The 15,714-nt window shown below is 73.0% G+C and carries 12 protein-coding genes; 6 read left to right on the forward strand and 6 right to left on the reverse strand.

Going from position 1 to position 15,714, the window contains the following annotated elements; all coding sequences use genetic code 11:
• Positions 1–321: 321 nt before the first annotated feature.
• Positions 322–897 (forward strand): adenylosuccinate lyase, encoded by a 576-nt coding sequence (locus ACIQOU_RS06635; RefSeq protein ID WP_401534417.1) that lies wholly within the window; start codon positions 322–324, stop codon positions 895–897.
• A 33-nt stretch (positions 898–930) separates the two neighbouring features.
• Here the strand turns inward: ACIQOU_RS06635 and ACIQOU_RS06640 are convergent, their stop codons facing one another.
• From ACIQOU_RS06640 to ACIQOU_RS06650, 3 genes are all read right to left on the reverse strand, one after another.
• Positions 931–1,332 carry a RidA family protein gene (locus tag ACIQOU_RS06640; protein ID WP_401534420.1) on the reverse strand — a complete coding sequence of 134 codons (402 nt, stop codon included), beginning with the start codon at positions 1,330–1,332 and terminating at the stop codon, positions 931–933.
• A 56-nt stretch (positions 1,333–1,388) separates the two neighbouring features.
• The gene (locus tag ACIQOU_RS06645; protein ID WP_401534422.1) at positions 1,389–2,963 is read right to left on the reverse strand and encodes an alpha/beta hydrolase; all 1,575 of its coding nucleotides are present in this window, start codon (positions 2,961–2,963) and stop codon (positions 1,389–1,391) included.
• Between the two features lie 138 nt (positions 2,964–3,101).
• Positions 3,102–4,250, reverse strand: coding sequence for an Rv2578c family radical SAM protein (locus ACIQOU_RS06650; protein WP_401534424.1), 1,149 nt, complete (start codon positions 4,248–4,250; stop codon positions 3,102–3,104).
• A gap of 191 nt (positions 4,251–4,441) precedes the next feature.
• Here ACIQOU_RS06650 and ACIQOU_RS06655 point away from each other — a divergent pair, with 191 nt between their 5' ends.
• The 4 genes from ACIQOU_RS06655 (at position 4,442) to ACIQOU_RS06670 (ending at position 11,275) form a co-directional block, all read left to right on the forward strand.
• The gene (locus ACIQOU_RS06655) at positions 4,442–4,885 is read left to right on the forward strand and encodes an SRPBCC family protein (protein WP_401534426.1); all 444 of its coding nucleotides are present in this window, start codon (positions 4,442–4,444) and stop codon (positions 4,883–4,885) included.
• A 170-nt stretch (positions 4,886–5,055) separates the two neighbouring features.
• Positions 5,056–7,449 (forward strand): MFS transporter, encoded by a 2,394-nt coding sequence (locus tag ACIQOU_RS06660; protein ID WP_401534427.1) that lies wholly within the window; start codon positions 5,056–5,058, stop codon positions 7,447–7,449.
• 228 nt (positions 7,450–7,677) lie between these two features.
• Positions 7,678–10,170, forward strand: a complete 2,493-nt coding sequence (locus ACIQOU_RS06665; protein WP_401534429.1) for a SpoIIE family protein phosphatase — start codon at positions 7,678–7,680, stop codon at positions 10,168–10,170.
• A 154-nt stretch (positions 10,171–10,324) separates the two neighbouring features.
• Positions 10,325–11,275 (forward strand): SMP-30/gluconolactonase/LRE family protein, encoded by a 951-nt coding sequence (locus ACIQOU_RS06670; protein ID WP_401534431.1) that lies wholly within the window; start codon positions 10,325–10,327, stop codon positions 11,273–11,275.
• 76 nt (positions 11,276–11,351) lie between these two features.
• Here ACIQOU_RS06670 and ACIQOU_RS06675 read toward each other — a convergent pair whose 3' ends face one another.
• The 3 genes from ACIQOU_RS06675 to ACIQOU_RS06685 form a co-directional block, all read right to left on the reverse strand.
• Complete coding sequence (locus ACIQOU_RS06675) at positions 11,352–13,472, reverse strand: YncE family protein (RefSeq protein WP_401534433.1); 2,121 nt, start codon at positions 13,470–13,472, stop codon at positions 11,352–11,354.
• On the reverse strand, positions 13,469–14,008 hold the full coding sequence (locus ACIQOU_RS06680) for a hypothetical protein (RefSeq protein WP_401534435.1): 540 nt from the start codon (positions 14,006–14,008) through the stop codon (positions 13,469–13,471). Before ACIQOU_RS06680 ends, ACIQOU_RS06675 begins: the two co-directional genes overlap by 4 nt.
• A 170-nt stretch (positions 14,009–14,178) precedes the next feature.
• Positions 14,179–14,769 carry a TetR family transcriptional regulator gene (locus ACIQOU_RS06685; RefSeq protein WP_401534437.1) on the reverse strand — a complete coding sequence of 197 codons (591 nt, stop codon included), beginning with the start codon at positions 14,767–14,769 and terminating at the stop codon, positions 14,179–14,181.
• A 157-nt stretch (positions 14,770–14,926) separates the two neighbouring features.
• Here ACIQOU_RS06685 and ACIQOU_RS06690 point away from each other — a divergent pair, with 157 nt between their 5' ends.
• Entirely contained in the window at positions 14,927–15,682 is a 756-nt protein-coding gene (locus tag ACIQOU_RS06690) for a dienelactone hydrolase family protein (protein ID WP_401534438.1), read from the forward strand.
• The last annotated feature ends 32 nt before the right edge of the window (positions 15,683–15,714 follow it).

Raw genomic sequence — 15,714 nt, forward strand, 5'->3', positions numbered from 1 at the left:
AGGCCGCGGGCGTACACGGGTGCGTGCGGAAGAGAGGTGCGGGGTGGTGCCGGGCTGCCGGCGTGCGCGCTCGTTGCCGTGCCGCGCGGCGCGCGCGCCGGGCGGAGAACGGGAGAACGGTGGAGTCGACCGGCCCTGTCCCAGGCCGGGTCGCGCGGTGCGTCCACGACGGCTGCGTCACCAGGCCGTCGTGAGGGAAACGCGAGTGGGTAACTCGCTCGTCTGAGCTTAACCGGCGGGTAACGAGCGCGCCACCCCTCGTCCTTGACTGTCTTGGTGATGTAGGTCCGTGGAGGTCGCGGGCGTTCTAGGCTCGACGCCATGGACGAAGAGTCGCGATCGCTCACGGAGCGTTTACGGGCCGAGTCGGGAGGGGGCGCCCGCTTCGAGCGTCTCGTGGCGATCGAGGGTCTCGACGCACTGGCGGATGTGCTCACCGAGGCCGGACAGCCGCTGTGGGCACGGGAGTTGGCGGCGTTCCGGCTGGGGTGCGCGGGGGACCGGCGGGCCTTCGAGGCGCTGGTCCTGCTCCTCAACCACCGTGATCCGCCGCGCTGCGCCTCCGCCGCCTACGCCCTCGCCCGCCTCGGCGACCCGCGTACCGCCCGCGCGGCGGCCGCCCTCGCCACCAACGAACTCCGCGTCGCCTACGCCCTGCACCCGGTCCGCCTGCTGACCGAACTGGCCGCCCCCGAGTCCGTCCCGGCCCTCATCACCACCCTGCGCCGCCGCCTGCACCCCCATGACCCGTACCGCCGGGTGGCCCTGGCCTGCGTCGAAGGGCTGGGCGCGCTGCGGGACACCCGGGCCCGACCGGTCCTGAACGACGCCCTCGCCCACCCCAACCTCGCGGAGGCGGCGGTACGGGCGCTGGCCCGCATCCCCCGGCAGAGGTGAGGAGGTGGGCCGGGGCGCTCCCCGCTCGGTCCGTCAGGCCGGGGCGACCAGCGCCAACGCCTCTATCTCCATCAGGAATTCGGGCCGGACCAGCGCGGCGACCTGCACCGCCGAGATGGCGGGGAGACGGTCGTCCGGGAGATGGGCGGCGCGGGCCGCGCGGATCGCGGGCAGGTGCGCCATGTCCGTGACGAAGAAGGTGAGTTTGACGACGTCGTCGAAGGTGGCGCCCGCCGCGCGCAGACAGCGGTGGAGGTTCTCGAAGACCTGGCGGGCCTGCGCCGCCGGATCGCCCTCGCCGACCAGCGTGCCGGTCCCGTCCAGCGGAAGCTGACCGGAGACCGCGACCAGCCGGCCGGTGCCCGTGACGACGTGCGTGTACTGCGCGGCGGGGAAGACCCCGTCGGGGGCGGGAATCCTGGTCAGTTCACTCATGGGTCCATCCTGGACCAGGGGTCTGACAACGCCGCCCGACGGGGCGTCGGCTCACCTCAGCGGCGGCCGAGCAGCCCGTGCAGCGTCGAGCCGTGCGCCGACGAGGCCACCGCCTTGGACGTCAGCGGCTTCGGGTCGGGCAGCTTCTCGCACACCGCGTCGGCCTCGCCGCGCCCGCGTGGCACGGTCCCGTCGGCCAGGTAGTCCGTCAGGTACCTGTCCAGGCAGGTGTTCCCGCTCAGCGTGACGCCGTGGTTCCCGCCGCCCTCCTCGACGACGAGGCTGGAGTGGGCCAGCAGCCGGTGCACGGTCGCGCCGCCCGCGTACGGGGTGGCGGCGTCGTCGGTCGCCTGGAACAGCAGCGCCGGTGGCAGCTGGCCGTTGGCGATGTTGACGGGGGTGTGCGGGGCGGTCGGCCAGAAGGCGCACGGCGCGTTGTACCAGGTGTTGTTCCAGGCCATGAACGGCGCCTTCTCGGCCACCTCCCAGGTGTCGCGGCGCCACCGGTTCCATTCCCGGGGCCAGGGCGCGTCACCGCACTGCACGGCCGTGTAGACGCTGTAGCCGTTGTCCCCGGAGGCGCTGACGGCGGCGAAGTTCCCGTACGCCTGGACCAGGGGCTCGGCGTTCTTGTCGTTCACGTACGCCGCGAACGCCTCGGCGAGGTAGGGCCAGTAGCCGTTGTAGTAGCCGCCCGGCATGAAGGTGTCCTCCAGTTCGGAGGCGCCCACCGTGCCACCGGCCGGTTTCTTCGCGAGCGACGCGCGCATCGCGTACCACTTGGCCTCGATCTGCTCGGGGTCGGTGCCGAGCTTGTACGTGGCGTCGTAGCCGGCGATCCACGCCATCAGGGCGCGGTGGCGTTCGTTGAACGCGTGGTCCTGGGCGAGGTTGTCCTCGTACCAGACGCCCGTGGGGTCGACGATCGAGTCCAGGACCAGTCGGCGCACCCGTTCGGGGAAAAGCTTCGCGTAGACGGCGCCGAGATAGGTGCCGTATGAGTAGCCGAGGTAGCTGATCTGCCGCGCGCCGACGGCCTCCCGGATCGCGTCCATGTCCCGGACCGCGCTGACCGTGTCGATGAACGGCAGCACGCGCGCGTACTTCTTGTCGCAGGCGGCGGCGAAGGACTGGGCGCGCCGGAGGTTGGCGTCCTCCAGGGCGGGCGTGCTCGGCACCGAGTCGGGGCGCACGGGCTTGAAGTGGCCGGGCGCGCAGTTCAGGGCGGGCTCGCTCTTGCCCACCCCGCGCGGGTCAAAGCCGATGACGTCGTACTGGGACGCGACCTTCTTGGGCAGCGAGGTCGCGATGAACCCGGCCAGCGAGAGGCCGCTGCCGCCGGGACCGCCGGGGTTGACCAGCAGGGGGCCCTGGAACGTCTTCGCGGTGTGCGGCACGCGGGAGAGCGCGAGCATGATCCGTGTCCCGCGCGGGTGCGCGTGGTCCAGCGGCACCTCCAGGGAGGCGCACTGGAGCGTCGGGTAGTCGGTGGTGCCGCACTTCTTCCAGGTGAGCGTGGCGGCGGGGGCGGTGGCCACGCCGGTTCGCGCGCTCGCGTCGGCCGGGACGGCGGTGAGGGTCCCGGCCACGACGACGGCGGCGCCGCACAGCAGGGCTGCGCGTTTTCTCATAGAGGTCCTCCCAGGACGGAGGGGCCGCGGACCGAGGCGGTCACGGTCCCGGCGGGCATCGTCCCGGAAAGGAGCATCGAATGAACGCATTCCGCCCATACTTGACCCGAACGGGTCCGGCGATGCGCTCGAACGCTGTCAGATGAACGAGAGTTGCGTCGGCCCGGACAATTCCGGTCCCGAGGAGCCCGGGCGTCCCGGTGAGCGGGCACCTCCCGGCGATCCCGGTTGCCCCGGCGCGTCCGGCGATCCCGGCCGGGCCGTCCCAGCCGCCTCCTCGGTCCCGTCCGCCCCCGGGCGGCGCAGCCGTCGCGGCATCCCCGCGCGCGTGGGGCCGATCCCGTACTCCTGGGCCAGCTCATGGACCTGACGGGTGATCCGGCGCTGGTACCACTTCGGGGCGTACGCGCCGTCCGCGTACAGGCGTTCGTAACGGCGCACCAGGTGCGGGTGGTGCCGGGCCAGCCAGGCCATGTACCACTCGCGGGCGCCGGGCCGCAGATGCAGCACCAGGGGCGTGACGGAGGTGGCCCCCGACCGCGCGATCGCCCGCACGGTGGCCCGCAGCCGGTCCGGCTGGTCGCCCAGCAGCGGGATCACCGGCGCCATCAGGACCCCGCAGCCGATGCCGTGCTCGGTGAGCGTCCGCACCACGTCCAGGCGCCGTTCCGGGGCCGGGGTGCCCGGCTCGACGGTCCGCCACAGCTCCGGGTCGGTGAAGCCGACCGAGACGCAGACGCCGACGTCGGTGACCTCGGCGGCCTGCTTCAGCAGCTCCAGATCGCGCAGGATCAGCGTCCCCTTGGTCAGGATCGAGAACGGGTTGGCGTAGTCGCGCAGCGCGGACAGGATGCCCGGCATCAATCGATAGCGGCCCTCCGCGCGCTGGTAGCAGTCGACGTTGGTGCCCATCGCGATGTGCTCGCCCCGCCAGCGCCGTGAGCCCAGCTGGCGACGGAGCAGCTCGGGGGCGTTCGTCTTGACGACGATCTGGGAGTCGAAGCCGAGACCGGTGTCGAGGTCCAGATAGCTGTGCGACTTGCGGGCGAAGCAGTACACGCACGCGTGCGAGCAGCCCCGATAGGGGTTCACCGTCCATTCGAACGGCATCCGGGAGGCGCCCGGCACCTGATTGAGGATCGAGCGGGCCCGCACCTCGTGGAAGGTGATTCCGCTGAATTCGGGGGTGTCGAAGGTTCGGGTCACCACGGCGTCCGTGCCGAACAGCGCCGTGTCGTCCGCCCGGCGGTGGTCGCCGGACTCCACTGTGAGGTTCTCCCAGCGCATGAGGCCTCCTCGGTAGCACTGCCCAGAGAATAGAACACACGTTCGCATGATCGTGCAAGGCGATACCCGCCCGCCCGCCGGTGACCCCGCTCGCCTGCCGCCGGGGCTGGTAAGGGACCCCGATTTGGGCGGCCGTACCCGGGGGTGGTTGGCTTGCCCCGACCCTGAGAACCAAGGCCTGGAGGAAGTCAATGGCGCAGGTAGAGGCGACTACGGAGCGGGTCGTCGACGCGGACGCGGAGAAGGTGTTCGACGCCCTCGCCGACTACAGCGGCACGCGCGCGAAGCTGCTGCCGCAGCACTTCAGCGAGTACGAGGTCCAGGAGGGCGGCGACGGCGAGGGCACCCTCGTCCACTGGCGCCTCCAGGCCACCAGCAAGCGGGTGCGCGACTGCCTCCTGGAGGTCAGCGAGCCCACCGACGGCGAACTCGTCGAGAAGGACCGCAACTCCTCGATGGTCACCACCTGGCGCGTCACCCCGGCCGGCGAGGGCAGGTCCCGCGTGGTCGTGACCAGCGTGTGGAACGGCGCCGGCGGCATCGGCGGCTTCTTCGAGCGGACCTTCGCCCCCAAGGGCCTCGGCCGGATCTACGACGAGGTGCTCGCCAACCTCGCCGCCGAGGTCACCAAGTAGCTCACCGCAGTCCAGCACGCCCAACACGCGTGTGCCCGGCGGCCGTTGGCCCCTCTCACCGGTTCGAGTGGACCTCCGCACCGGCCGCCGGGACGCCGTAACCCCTGACGCCTGACCGGAGTTGTCCCCTCAAGCGGGAAATCCGCGGGGGCGACGAGGGGGAGTGACAGGTGGGCGGGACCGCACTGGCGCAGGACGAACGGCCGGACGAAACGGCGGAGTTGGCCCCACGGGCCCCGCTCGTCGAACCCCTCGCGACGGGTGGACTGAGCCCGCGCCGGGTGCGGTTGGTCTTCCTCGGACTGATGCTCGCGCTGCTGCTCGCCGCGCTGGAGCAGATGATCGTCGCCACCGCGCTCCCGAAGATCGTCGGCGAACTGCACGGCCTGGACAAGATGTCCTGGGCCATCACCGCCTACCTCCTCACCTCCACCGTCGGCCTGCCGATCTACGGCAAGCTCGGCGATCTGCTCGGCCGCAAGGGCGTCTTCCAGTTCGCCATCGTCGTCTTCGTCATCGGCTCCGCGCTGGCCGGACGGGCCCGGACGATGGACCAGCTGATCGCGTTCCGGGCGGTCCAGGGCGCCGGTGCGGGCGGCCTCCTGATCGGCGTCCAGGCGATCATCGCGGACATCGTGCCGCCCCGCCGCCGGGGCCGGTACATGGGCCTCATCGGCGCCGCCTTCGGGCTCGCCTCCGTCGCCGGACCGCTGCTCGGCGGCTACTTCACCGATCACCTCTCCTGGCGCTGGTGCTTCTACGTCAACGTGCCCTTCGGACTGATCACGCTGGCCGTCGTCACCGCCGTCCTGAAGCTGCCCAGGCCGCGCGTGAAGCCGCGGTTCGACGTGCTCGGGGCGCTGTTGCTGGCCGCCTTCTCCAGCTGCCTGGTCCTGCTGACCAGTTGGGGCGGCTCCGAGTACGCCTGGGACTCCACGGCCGTCCTCGGACTCGGCGCGGGCGCGCTGGCCGCCGCCGTTCTCTTCGTGCTCGCGGAGCACGTCGCCGCCGAACCCCTCATCCCGCTCAGGCTGTTCAGGGACTCCGTCTTCAACGTGACCGGTCTGGTGGGCCTGGTGATCGGCGTCGCGCTGTTCGGCGCCGCCAGCTATCTGCCGACCTACCTCCAGATGGTCGACGGCGCCTCCGCGACCGAGTCGGGGCTGTTGATGCTGCCGATGATGGCCGGGGTGGTCGGCGCCTCGATCGTCTCCGGCCAACTCATCAGCCACACCGGCCGCTACCGCCTCTACCCCGCCCTCGGCGCCGCCCTCTCCGCCGTCGGCATGTGGCTGCTGTCCCGCCTCGAAGTCGACACGCCCCGGGCGCAGTACAGCATCTGGATGGCCGTCCTCGGCGCCGGGATCGGCATGGTGATGTCGGTCCTCGTGCTCGCCGTGCAGAACTCCGTGCGCCCCGCCGACCTCGGCACCGCCACCAGCGCCAACACCTACTTCCGGCAGATCGGCGGCAGCGTCGGCGCCGCCGTCTTCGGCACCCTCTTCGCCGACCGGCTCACCGCCGCCCTCGCCGACCGGCTGCCCCCGCGCGCGGGCGCCGCCCTGCCCGACCCCACGTCCCTCACCCCGCAGCTCGTCCACGCGCTGCCCCCGGCCCTGCGCGACGACTACATCCGGGCGTACGCCGACGCGATGCCCCGGATCTTCCTCTACCTGGTGCCGGTGCTCGTCCTCGGCCTGCTCATCGCCTGCTTCCTCAAGGAGAGTCCGCTGGTGTCCCACCACGCCGCCGAAACGGAGACCGCATCCGTGAACGTCCCTGTCCAGCACGCCCGTTCGTACAGTTCGGGCATCCCGGTCTGCGGCACCGTGCAGCATCCCGACGGCACCGTGGTGCCCCGGGCCGCGCTCACCCTCATCGACGTGGCCGGGGCGCAGATCGGGCGGGGCGCCAGCGGCGACGACGGACGGTACGCGCTCTCCACGCCGGGCGCCGGGGCGTACGTCCTGATCGCCGCGGCCGGTGGCCACCAGCCGCAGGCCGTCTCCGTGACCGTCGGCGAGCGCCCCGTCGAACTGGACGTCGTCCTCGGCGGCGCCGGGCGCCTGGCCGGCAGCGTGCTCACCGCCGACGGCGCCGCCGTCCGGGACGCCACGGTGACCCTCACCAACGTGCACGGCGAGGTCGTCGCCAGCACCCGCAGCGGCCAGGAGGGCGGCTATGTCATCAGCGAGCTGGTGGCCGGCGAGTACACCCTCGCCGCCAGCGCGCCCGCCTTCCGCCCGGCCGCGCTGCCCATCACCGTCCAGGCCGCCCGGGAGACCCGCCAGGACGTCGAACTCGCCGGTGGCGCCGTGCTGCGCGGCACCGTGCGGGCGAGCGGCGGGCGGCCCGTCGAGGACGCGCGCGTGACGCTGCTCGACGCGGCGGGCAACGTCGTCGACACCCTCACCACCGGCCTCGACGGAACGTTTCGGTTCGTCGATCTGTCGTCCGGCGAGTACACCGTGATCGCCGCGGGCTACCCGCCGGTCGCCACCGTGCTGCGGATGGCGGGCGGCGGCAGGACCGAGCGGGACCTGCAACTCGGCCACGAGGACTGAGCACGGTGAGGCCCCCGGGACGTGGGGGCCGAGGGCCGGGCCCGTGACCTCGCCCGGGGCGCGGGCCGGGCGCGGGGCCGGTTGGCGTGTTCCCGCGCATGCGCCCGCGCGCGCCGGTGCGCTCCCGATGCGTCAATTCCCGCGTTGCCCCACCTGGCCACCCGGCGGGGCCCTACGGTGGTCGAGGCGTCAGACCGTGCGGGAGCCGTGGGAGAGAGGGCCTGGGCCGTGGACCGTGGCACCGAGAACGACGCACCTCCCCGCCCCGGAGCCGGTGCCGGGCCCACCTCGGCGGGCCGGGTCCCGCTCGCCGTCGTGGTGGTCGACCGCGCCGGGCTCGTCTCCCACTGGAGCAGGGGCGCACGCCGGTTGTTCGGCGTCCCCAAGGAGGAGGCGATCGGACGGAACGCCCTCGACCTGCTGCCGGTCTCCGGCGCGCTCCCCGAGGAGGACGAGCCCTTCCCCTACGGGGCGTACGGGTCCTGCGACGGACCCGGTCCCGGCCTCGACACCTCGCTCGGCGGCCGGTTCTGCCACCCGGCGGCGGGCCGCGCCCGGCTCACCGTCCCCGAGCGGGACCGGGTGGACGTCCTGTGGTGGGCCTACCCGCTGGTGGGCCCGGGACCCGAACGGCTCCTGGTGCTCGCCGCCGACACCGCGGGCCTGCGCCACGACGACCCCGCCCGGGACCCGGCCCATGAGCGGATCGCCCCCGGCTTCGCCCTGCACACCGACTTCGAGGGCGCCGACCGGCTGGCCGGCGGACTCCCCGAGATCCTCCCCAGCATGAGCGTCGACGACGCCACCCGCATCGTCGCCCAGATCCTCGAACTGGGCTACCCGGTCCTGGAGTTCAGCCAGCACGACCTGGTGCCCGTCACCCCCGACTGGGGCGTGCCCCGCCGCGCCGGACCCCGCGCCCGCCCCGACCGAACCATCCGCGCGAGAACCGAACAACGCCCCACCGACCCGGCCCCGGACGAAACCGAGGACGCCCGTCACCTCGAACACGCCGCCGTGCGCGAGCACTTGGAGTTCCTGAACGAGGTCAGCGGACGCATCGGCACCTCCCTCGATCTCGCGCGCACCGTCATCGAGGTCAGCCGCGCCGTCGTGCCCCGCTTCACCGACGTCGCCGGCACCTATCTGCGCGAACAGGTCGTCGCCGGCGAGGAGTTCCCGGCCGGCGTGCCCGACACCAGGACGCGCTGGCACCGGGTCGCCGTCGAGCACACCGACGCACCCGGCCGCTGGGACGACGTCGTGCCGGTCGGCGAGTCCATGACCTTCCCCGCGCACACGCCGTTCTTCCAGTGCATGACCACCGGCGCACCCGTCCTCGTCCCGCACGTCAGCGAGGAGGCGGGACACGCGATCGCCGCGCAGTTCGAGAAACGCGACATCCGCCCCCTGATCAACGGCCGTTCCCTGCTCGTCGTCCCGCTCAAGGCACGCGATGTCGTCCTCGGCTTCATGATCCTGCTGCGCCACCCCGAACGCCCCGTCTTCACCGACACGGACCGGGTCACCGGCGCCGAACTCGCCGCCCGGGCAGGCCTGGTGCTCGACAACGCCCGTATGTACACCTACCAGGAGAACGTCGCCGAGACCCTCCAGGACAGCATGCTGCCGCGCATCCCGGCCCGGACGGCGGGCTGCGACATCGCCACCCGCTATCTGCCCGGCACCCTCCTCGGCCGGGTCGGCGGCGACTGGTTCGACGCGGTGAAGCTGCCCGGCGCCCGCACCGCCCTGGTCGTCGGCGACGTCATGGGCCACGGCCTCAACTCGGCAGCGATGATGGGCCAGTTACGCACGGCCGTCGCCACGACGGCCGCCCTCGACCTGCCTCCGGTCCAACTGCTGCGCCACCTCGACGACGTGGCCCTGCGCCTGGGCGACGGCTACCTCGCCACCTGCCTGTACGCCGTGTACGACCCGATCGCGGGCGACCTCCACCTCGCCAACGCCGGTCACATCCCGCCCGTCCTGGTCCGCGCCGAGGACGGCCGCAGCGAACTCCTCGACCTGCCCACCGGCGCACCCGTCGGCGTCGGCGGGGTGCCCTTCGAGTCGGTCCGGGTCCAAGTAAGGCCCGGCGACCGGCTGGTGATGTGCACGGACGGCCTGGTCGAGGTGCGCGGCGAGGACATCGGCGTGGGTCTGGCGACGCTGTGCGCCTCCGCCGCCCACCCGGCCGCCTCCATGGACGACGCCTGCGACACGATCGTCCGCGCCCTCGACACCGACGGCGGCCGCAAGGACGACGTGGCCCTCCTGATGGCCCGCCTCAACGGCCTCGCTCCGGACGCGGTCGCCGAGTGGCGGCTCGCCCCCGACCCCGCCGAGGTCCGCCATGCCCGCGCGATCGTGCGGCGCCAACTGGCCGACTGGGGGCTCACGCCGCTCGCCGACCACGCCGAGCTGATGGTCAGTGAGCTGGTCACCAACGCGGTACGGCACGCCCATCGCCGGCCGGTCGCGCTGCGGCTGGTGCGCGGCGACACCCTGCTGTGCGAGGTGGACGACGACGACCACGAGGTGCCGTATCTGCGCCGGGCGGGGGCGGGCGACGAGTTCGGGCGCGGGCTGCGGGTGGTGAGCGCGCTGGCCCGGGAGTGGGGCACCAGCCGCACCAAGGCGGGCAAGACGGTCCGGTTCGAACTGCCGCTGCCCATCAGCCGACAGGACCCGGCGATGCACAACTCCCGCGCCAAGTAGTCCATTTGACGCGAACGAGAATCGAACCTTCAGGCAAGATGAGGTCATAGAATCCCCAAGGGATGTCAAGTCGCCCTGCCTGTCGTGTGTGCGCGGTGTGCTCGCCGCGCGTTCGCCGAGTTCCGTCCCCCCACTCTTCTCGGAGGTCCGCACCATGAGCTGGAACCACCCCCGCCCCTCCCGGCGTGCCCTGCTGGGCGGCGCGACCTTGGCCACCCTCGCCGTGGCCGCCGGTACCGGCTCGGCGACCGCCGCCCCGGCCGCTCGCCCGGCCGCCTGGCCGACCCGCTTCCCGCTCCCCGACGGCTGGCTCCCCGAGGGCATCGCCATCGGCGACGAGCCCTACGCCTACCTCGGCTCCCGCGCCACCGGCGCCCTCTACCGCACCGACCTGCGCACCGGCGAGGGCAAGGTCCTCCACCCCGGCGGGAGCGGCCAGATCGCCGTCGGCCTGAAGGTCGACCGCGACGGCCTGCTGTACGTCGCGGGCAGCACCGGCGTCGCCCGCGTCCACGACGCCGCCACCGGCGAACTGCTGCGCACCCACCAACTCACCGAGCCCACCGGCCACTTCATCAACGACGTCACCCTGCTCGGCGACCGCGCCTGGTTCACCGACTCCCGCGACGCCGTCCTGTACGGCGTCCCGCGCGGCCGCACCGGCTCGGTCCGCGCCCTGCCGCTCACCGGCGACTGGGTCCAGACCCCGGACGTCAACAACGCCAACGGCATCGTGGGCACCCCGGACGGCCGTGGCCTGATCGTCGTCAGCAGCAACCCCGGCAAGCTCTACCGGGTAGGCCTCAAGACCGGGCACGCCACCGAGGTCACCCTGATCGGCGCCCAGGACGTGGCCAACGGCGACGGCCTCTACCGCATCGGCCGCACCCTGTACGTCGTCCAGAACCGCCTCAACACGGTCTCCGTCTTCGACCTCGACGGCGCCGCCACCACCGCGACCCTGCGCCGCACGATCACCGACCCGGGCTTCGACGTCCCCACCACCGCGGCCCACTTCGGTGACCGGCTCTACCTGGTCAACGCCCGCTTCACCAGCCCGCAGACGCCGGAGACGACGTTCGACGCGGTCGCCGTTCCCCTCTGAGCGACGGGGACAGGAAAGGGTCCGCTCCCGTGCCGGGGCGGACCCTCTCCAGGGGCGTTCCCCCCAGAGGCGCCGGTCAGGTGACCCGGCGGCCGCGCCGGTAGGCCGCCCAGCCGGTGGCCAGCAGGGCGGCGGCGAGTGCGGCCGCGGTGAGCGCGCTGACGCCGGTGGCGGCGAGGCTGCCGCCGGTGCCGCCGGTCGCACTCACCCCGCCCGTGGTGCCGCCGGTGACCGAGCCGCCCGCGGTGCCGGTCGCGGCACCCGAACCGGCGTCGTCGGTACCGCCGTTGGAGCCGGTGTCGGCGGCGCCGCCGGTGTCGGACGGGTCACCCGTACCGGCGTCGCCGCCGCCCGTGCCGGAGCCGGTGTCGCCGTCGCCCTCGTCGTCCGGCTCGGTGACCGTGAGGGTGGCCTGCGCGGTGCGGGTGGTGCCGGCCGCGTTGGTGAACTCGGCCCGGTAGCGGTGGCCGCTCTGCCCCGCCGCCGCCGTGAAGGTGTACGTCGGCTCGGTCGCGCCCTCGACGTCCGCCCAGGTCGTGCCCGCGTCGGTGCTGACCTGCCAGCGCACCGTCGGTCGCGGGGTGCCCTCGGCGGCGGCCACGAAGCCGACCTCGCCGCCCGGCGCCACGGTCAGGTCGGCGGGGGAGCACACGACCTTCGGGGACATCCGCCGGTCGAGCTTGACGACCTTGCTCTCGGCCTGGTCGGTGACATAGACGGTGGCGTCACCGGGGGCCACGGCGACGCCCGCGTAGGCCCCGGCCCGGTTGCCCGGCAGGGCCGTCGGCTCGGCGGCCCGCTGGAGGCCGGTGCTGTCGTAGACCTCCAGGGAGCCGACGTTGTCCGCGCCCTCGTCGGCGGTGCCGTGGTCCTCGCGCAGCACGAAGGCCTGGTGCGAGGCGGTGTCGAAGGCCAGCGCCGTCGGACGGTCCTGGCCCTCCAGGGTGGCGAGGAGCTTGCCGTCCGTGTCGTACACCAGGACCGTATCGCCCACGCCCACCCATGCGTTGCCGGTCGCCGGGTCGGCCTCGATGAACGTGACGTATCCGTCGGGGAGTTGGGCCGTCGCCGTCACCGTGAAGGAACCGGTGTCGACGCGGCGCAGCGCTCCGCCGGTCGAACTCGCCGACCAGGCCGCCTTGTTGACCGGGTCCACGCCGAGCACCGAGCCGCCGTCCAGGGTGAGGGTCCGGCGCACGGCACCCGTGGCGGTCTCGACCTCGGAGAGGTCCGCGCCCTGCGCCACCAGCACGGTGCCCGCCTCGGTGCCGGGACCCGCGCCGGTGACCGTGGCACCGGCCAGCCACACGCCCTGGGCCGCGCTGTCCCCGGCCTTCGCGGTGCCGATGCCGCGCAACGGGTAGTGGAAGACCACCCCGTCACCGGCCGACGGCGCGATCAGCGCGGGGACGTTGCGGGCGGCGAGGGCGCCGGTGGCGCCGGGGGCCTGCGCGATGTGCGCGAGGACCGAGCCGTCGGCCGGGTCGAGGGCGTACAGGCCCCGTTCGTTGACGTCCGCGGTGTCCGGGATGTCCACCGAACCGACGTACAGCTTCCCGGAGTCGGGGTGCAGCAGCAGGTCCTGCGGGCGGCCCGCGCCGGTGAACTCGGCGGCCCGGACATAATTGACGGTGCCCGCCGGGACATCGACGCCGTCACCGCCGTTCTCCGGGGCCTGGCCCTGGAAGGTGACCGGGATGCGGACGTCCTGGGAGCGGTCGCCGGTGGCGCGGTGGTCGACGCGGGTGACGACCGAGCAGGACACCTGGAAGCAGTCGACGTTGGAATCCCTTGCGCGGACGTCGAGTTGGACGTCGAAGGTGCCGTCGGGCCCGTACGCCAGGGCGAGTTCACCCTCGTTGGGGTCGCCCTCGGGCACGATCCACTTCGAGGCGCTGCCACTGGAACCGCCGACGCAGGGGCCGGGGACGCGGTCGTCGCCGTTGTCCTTGCACAGGGCGACATAGATGCCCTTGGACGCGTCGAACTCCTTGCCGGTGACCCGGAGTTGCTCGCCCTCGGGGTCGAGGTCGGCCGACGCGGAGACGGTGAGTTCCTGGCCGTCGCGGCCCTGCGCGGTGGTCGGGGTGTCTGAAGCATAGGCGGTGGCGCCGGTGGCGCCGGTGGTGAGCGAGGCGCACGCCAGCGCGGCGGCGCCGAGGAACGCCGCCGGGCCTCTGGAGTGGGAACGGATCACTGGAACGTGATCGGGACGTGGACGTCGTAGGCGCGGTCCTCGCTGTCGAAGTGGTCGGCGCGGGTGACCACGGCGCAGGTGACGTCCTCGCCGCAGACGCTGCCGTCGTCGAGGGTGGCCTTCACATAGATCGACACGCTGAAGGTGCCGCCGGTGCCGTACTTGGAGCTGTTGGCGAAGAGGCCGCCGTAGGTGTTGTTGACCCAGTGCGAGGCGCCGGTGGTGCCGGACTCGTCCTGGCCGCCCAGGCAGGGGCTCGGCTTGTTGGCGCCCTGCGCGCCGTCGACCACGCACAGGCCGACGTATATGCCCTGCCCGGTGTTGTAGCCGGAGCCCGAGACGGTGATCGTCTGGCCCGCCGCGGTGGCCGTGTTCGGGGCGGTCAGCGACAGGGTGTACGTGGTGCCGGCGTCGGTGACCGTGCGGGTCGAGGTGGCCGCGGCGGCGGAGGTGGCCAGGCCCACGGTCAGCGCGGCGGAGGCGGCGACGGCGAGCGCGGCACGGGCGGCGGTACGTGCGGAAGGAACGGCTCTCATGAAGAGGAGCGCCTTTCTCGACGAGACGATATTAGGTAAGGCTTACCTAAATCTAGATCCCCTGGATTTGTCAACGCGCAGCAAAGAACGTCAAGTTCACGCAACGGGCGTGGAGGTGCGGTGACGGGGCGGGGGACGTTGCCGGGGCGCGAGGTCCGGGGCGCGGCGGGTCAGCGGGGTGAGAGGGCCGCGAACGCGCCGTCCAGCAGGTCGACCAGATCGAGGGCGCCGTCGGCGGCGAGCCAGTGGTCGAGCGTGACGTTCAGGCAGTCCAGGGCGGCCGCCGCGCGCACCGCGTGGGCCAGCGTCGGCTGCTCGGCACCCGCCCGCTCGGCGAGCGCCCCGGCCAGCGCGGGGCGCCAGGTGTACTGCTTCTCCAGGTTCCGGGCGCGGAGCGCGGGCGTGTTCCGCACCAGCCGGGTCGTCGCCAGGGAGCCCGCCGGGTCCTGGTGGTAGCGGGTAGTGACGCTGTCCATGGCCCGGCGCAACGCCGTCCAGTCGTCCTCGTCGGCCGGGCGGGCGCGCAGGGCGTCCGCGAGTCGCCGGTCGGAGCCGTCGTAGGCGGCGAGGACGGCGTCCTCCTTGGTGCCGAAGTAGCGCAGGAAGGTGGACCGGGACACCCCGGCGGCGGTCGCGAGGTCGTCGAGCGTGACCTTGTCGAACCCGTCCCGACGGAACAACTCCAGGGCCACCCGCGTCAGTTCGGCCCGTACGGCCGCCCTGGCGATGTCCCGTGTGTGTGTCCGCCCCGCTCCGCTCATCCCGCGATCCTAACGTTGCCGAGCCTCGCTTGCAGTGCTGACATCCAGTGGCTAGCGTGACACTCAGTTTCACACAGGACGCCGAATTCCACGACCGTCCAGAACGCGACCGTGACGGTCCGGCACCGGGCCGTCCCGCATCGAGAGGCAGCACGCCATGACCGCCGTACAGGGCACCTCCGTCGACATCGTCACCGAGGACGGGACCGCCGACGCCTACCTCGCCCACCCCGCCGACGGCGCCCCGCACCCCGCCGTGCTGTTCTTCATGGACGCCTTCGGGCTCCGCCCGCACCTGCGGACCATGGCCGACAAGCTGGCCTCGGCCGGGTACACGGTCCTGGTGCCCAACGTCTTCCACCGCGCGGGCCGCGCCCCCGTCGTGCCGCTGCCCGACTTCATCGACCTGGCCGAACGCCCCGAGATCTTCAAGGAGTTGGGGGCCGCAGCGCGCACCCTCACGCCCGAGGGCGCCATGCGGGACGCCGCCGCCTACCTGGACTGGCTGGCCGCCTCGCCGCTCACCACCGAAGGACCGGCCGGGATCACCGGCTACTGCCTGGGCGCCGGACTCGCCCTGCGCACCGCCGGCACCCACCCCGACCGGGTCGCCGCCGTCGCCGGTTTCCACGGGGCCCACCTCGCCACCGACGCCCCCGACAGCCCGCATCTGCTCGTCGACCGCATCACCGCGAAGGTGTATTTCGGCCACGCCGACCAGGACTCCACCAACCCCGCCGAGCAGATCGCCCGCCTGGAGACGGCCCTCGCCGAAGCCGGCGTCCGCCATCGCAGTGAGGTCTACACCGGGGCCCACCACGGGTTCACGCAGGCCGACACCGCGATGTACAGCCCCGAGGCCACCGAACGGCACTGGCAGGCGCTGCTCGACCTGTTCGCACGCGCCCTCTGAGCGTCCTGGCCGGTTCCGCTCCCGGCGCGTAA

This window comes from Streptomyces sp. NPDC091279, from assembly GCF_044757465.1.
Classification (GTDB): domain Bacteria; phylum Actinomycetota; class Actinomycetes; order Streptomycetales; family Streptomycetaceae; genus Streptomyces.